This is a genomic window from Bradyrhizobium sp. LeoA1Lang (assembly GCF_055413685.1).
The window spans coordinates 1-255 of sequence record NZ_JBVAPG010000631.1 but is presented as its reverse complement, the minus strand read 5'-3'; the positions used below and the strand labels follow the sequence as shown (position 1 = coordinate 255).

The 255-nt window shown below is 60.4% G+C and carries 1 pseudogene; it reads left to right on the top strand.

Features of this window, described 5'->3' with window-relative positions:
• Nucleotides 1-255 (top strand): annotated as a pseudogene (gene nifH, locus ACZYOF_RS44785) (nitrogenase reductase); the annotation flags it as partial.

The following is a 255-nucleotide window of genomic DNA, read 5'->3' as shown; positions in this document are numbered from 1 at the left end:
CGCCAAGAAGCTCGGCACCCAGCTGATCTATTTCGTGCCGCGCGACAACGTCGTGCAGCACGCGGAGCTGCGCCGCATGACCGTGCTGGAGTATGCGCCGGAGTCCCAGCAAGCCGATCACTATCGCAATCTTGCGACCAGGATCCACCACAATGGCGGCAAAGGCATCATCCCTACCCCGATCTCCATGGATGAGCTGGAGGACATGCTGATGGAGCACGGCATCATGAAGCCAGTTGACGAGTCCATCGTCGG